1 protein-coding gene and 1 pseudogene are annotated in these 3,614 nt (G+C 62.8%); one reads left to right on the top strand and one right to left on the bottom strand.

What is annotated here, in order from left to right:
• Nucleotides 1–1,973, top strand: a 1,973-nt coding sequence (locus tag ACFWPJ_RS27665) for an ATP-dependent RecD-like DNA helicase (protein ID WP_378855646.1), incomplete at its 5' end; no start/stop codon positions are given.
• Here ACFWPJ_RS27665 and ACFWPJ_RS27660 read toward each other — a convergent pair.
• Nucleotides 1,964–2,669 (bottom strand): annotated as a pseudogene (locus tag ACFWPJ_RS27660) (transposase). The gene ACFWPJ_RS27665 and the pseudogene ACFWPJ_RS27660 overlap by 10 nt on opposite strands.
• Between the last annotated feature and the right edge of the window lie 945 nt (nucleotides 2,670–3,614).

The raw sequence follows: 3,614 nt of genomic DNA, 5'->3' as shown, positions 1-3,614 counted from the left end.
CGTCCATGGTGCGGGCCGACCTGTTCGACTGTCTGGCCATCGCGCTCGAAAGGTTCGGCCCCAACCGCGGAACCCCCTTCGGCGGAGTGCAATTGGTGCTCGTCGGAGACTTGTACCAGCTTCCGCCCGTGGTCACCGACAGTGAGAAGGCGTACTTCGAGCAGCGGTACGAATCGCCGTACTTCTTCGCCGCTGACCACTACGACCGCGAACACTTCCCGCTGGTCGAACTGACCACCGTATTCCGACAGATCGGTGACACTCGGCTGGTCGAAATCCTGAACGAGGTCCGCGAGGGCTCCCTCCTGGAAGTTGCGCGCGCCGAGCTGAATTCGCGAACCAACCCCACGTTCGAGCCGCCAGTCGACGAGTTCTGGCTGACACTGGCCACCACCAACCGAATCGCCGAGGCACGCAACCGCGAAATGCTCGGTCGCGTGCCAGGGCAAGAACTTCAGCACATCGCCATCACCACCGGTGACGTAGACGGCTTCGAGCGCCCGATCGCAGAAAGGCTCGCCTACAAGGTCGGCGCCCAAATCATGCTCGTCACCAACGATCCGGCAGACCGGTGGGTGAACGGCACGATCGGACGGATCACCGGACACCACGTCGAGCAGGGCACACCGAATTTGACGGTCGCGCTCCCGAGCGGACGGGAAGTGAAGATCGCTCCACACACCTGGGAGATCACGCGACCGGTGGTCGACGCCGGCGTTCTGCGACACGAAGTGATCGGCACCTACACTCAGCTGCCGTTCCAACTCGCCTGGGCCATCACTATTCACAAGAGCCAAGGTCAAACCCTCGACCGACTCGTCGTCGACCTCAGTGGCGGCACTTTCGCCGACGGACAGCTCTACGTGGCGCTCAGCCGCTGCACATCGATGGACGGCTTGGTACTGAAGCGGGAAGTCCAACCACGCGATCTCAAGACTGACCTGCGGATCCGCCGTTTCCTGCTCTCGGGACCACCTCGCGTCCAGTCACGCGGGAATGCCTACCTCGGAATCTGCACAGTCGGCGACGAAGGACGCATGTGGCGGCCGCGGCCGGTCGAGATCGCCCTGGTCACCGACGACGGAACCGAGCTCACGACGCTGGTCAACCCCACTCGCGACCTCGGCGATGCTCGCGCCGTCTACGACATCACAGCCGGGGATATACAGTTGGCGCCGTTGCTCACCGAAGCGTGGGCGGCTTTGGCACCGCACCTCGCCGGCCGAACACCGGTCGGTGTCGACATCGACCACCAACTCCGCAACCTCGACTACGAACTCAAGCGCCATGGTTACGTGATTGCCATGCCGCTCGGCATCGACCTCGATACCGACGAATTGTCGACTGCCGATCTGGCTCAGCTCAACGCTCCGCAAGCACTGGATCGAGCTCGAGCCGCGCGTGAAATTGCGCGGCGGAGGCTTCCTTTCATGGGTGCGACGGTTGACGTATTTCCTCGGGCCGACAGCCGCACCGGCTACCTCATGACGCGCGGCGGGCGACCTGATTGTTTCCAGACCGTAGCCACTGGCTCCTCGGCGACCAGCCCCGAAGCCGTCCTGGCAGCACACCTCGTCTCGAAGGTGAACACCAGCCACGTAGACGGCCACACTCGCTTGATGCTGCGTGACCTCGAGCTCCGCTTGGGGCAAACCCTTCTCAGCGCCGAAACCTACTCCGAGACACTGGATATCGCCGTAGCCCTCATACCCGGGGCCCGGGTCTGCTTCACGGGGTCAGCCTTCGACGACTCCGGCAAGGAACTGGCTCGAAGCGAACTGAAGTCCGTCGCCGCGCAGTGCGGCCTCGAGACGGTCGAGTCCATCACCAAGAAGCGTTGCGATGCCTTGATCGCTGCCGAGACCGGGACGATGTCAACAAAGGGTCGTACAGCAGCGAAGTACGGCAAGCCGATTTTCACCGTGAAACAGTTTCTGGACTGGGCCGACCAGCAGCAAGGTGGTCAGCCATAAGCGATGTCCCTTACAGCCACCCCGTCGCCACGTAAGCGGCAGTCCTGCAGGATCTTCCAGTTCTTCATCCGGGCGAAGGCGTGTTCGACGCGGGCACCGACCTTGCGGTGGGACTTGTTGTGGTCCTGTTTCCATTCCGGTAGCTCGACACCGGGTATTCGGCGGTGCGGGATGATCAGACCGGTGCCCTGGTAGCCGCCGTCGGCGATCACCACCGCGTTGCGGCAGGCGAGGGCGGCACCGGACTCGTTCCAGGCTCGGCAGTCGTTGCGGTTCCCCGGCAACGGCCGCCCGAGTGCGACGACGAGTTCGGTGTCGGCGTAGATAACGACCTGGTGGTTGGTGGAGTACCGGTAGTTCATACTCTGCGCGGCCACCTTGTGATCAGGGTCGGGACCAGGGTTCGGTCCACGATCAACACAGCACCACGCGGAAATAGGGCGCGGGGACGGAGCGCCAACGCTGGTCCCAGGTCCTCTATCACCAGTGCCGCGGCCGACTTCGACACTCCGAACACCGCCGCGAGTTGACCCATGGTGAGGTTGGACCGCCAGTAGGTGGCCACAGCAGCACCCGATCTTCGAAACATAATCCCCAGGGTCGGCCTCGCAAAGGCCGGTCGGTCCCCTCGCGCCGCAACTGGGTGATCAGGCGGGCGAACATGCGAGGCCGCAGGCCCGAGAACAACTCCACCATCACCGGGTCGGCCGCCGAGATCACCACCGGTGACACGATACCGTTGCCGCTCACCAACTTACGGGACAGACCTCGGTACGAAACATCATCCACAGCGACAGGCACCGCTGAGCTTGTCCGGCACAACACCACAGGATGGACACCGGTCTGCAGAGTGGACAACTGCAGCCCTCTTGGTCCGGATTTTGTCATCGGCCGATCGCTGCCGGGACAATGGCGATTTTCTCGGATTCGCCGTTCCGGACCGGCTCTTGCTGACGCTTTTCCTTGCTCTAATACGTTGGAATGCGGCGGTTATGTCAGCGCGGTCTACCTCACCGAATCCTGCAGCACGGAGCGCACGCTGATAGTCCTTTGTGGTCGCTTCTGGATCCTCACGCAGCACACCGACTACGTTGCTCTCGATGGAACCGCCGCGCTGCTTGACAGATTCGGAACTCGGCCGCGAGGCACTGTGCGTCGACCAATATCGTGCCGCCATACGCTTGCTGACGTAGTCAAGCCCCTTCGCGTGGGCTGCGACGCGACATTCGCGTGCCGAACCATGCGGGTTCCGTGCGCGCCATACCCTGGCGAACGTCTCCCATCTGAACACCATGTCCGGTGTAAGCTCTTCGGTAGCTTGCGTCACCTTCTGCCGACCGCGGATTCCCCTCGGACGTGAGCTTCGGCCAGCCGCCGCTACGCTGGGCTTCTTCGGCCCATGCCAGGAACTACGAGCGGGGCGCTGGTCTTGTACGGCACCGAACTCGAATGGGTCTCGTGGATCGTCATTCTCTGGATCGAACCGCGGATCCTGATCACCTCGGTGCGCCCGATTCGCATACCAGTCACGTACCACCACAGCACCGCCTTGCCTGAATGCCTGCCTGCGCGCTTCGCGCATGGATCCGACAGTACAAGTGGGCACCGACACTTTCAGGCGAAACGCTGTCTCTTATACAC

It is taken from the genome of Nocardia sp. NPDC058497, assembly GCF_042720195.1.
In the GTDB taxonomy this organism is placed as follows: domain Bacteria; phylum Actinomycetota; class Actinomycetes; order Mycobacteriales; family Mycobacteriaceae; genus Nocardia.
The sequence above is the reverse complement of the archived record's forward strand: the minus strand, read 5'-3'. Positions and strand labels throughout refer to the sequence as shown.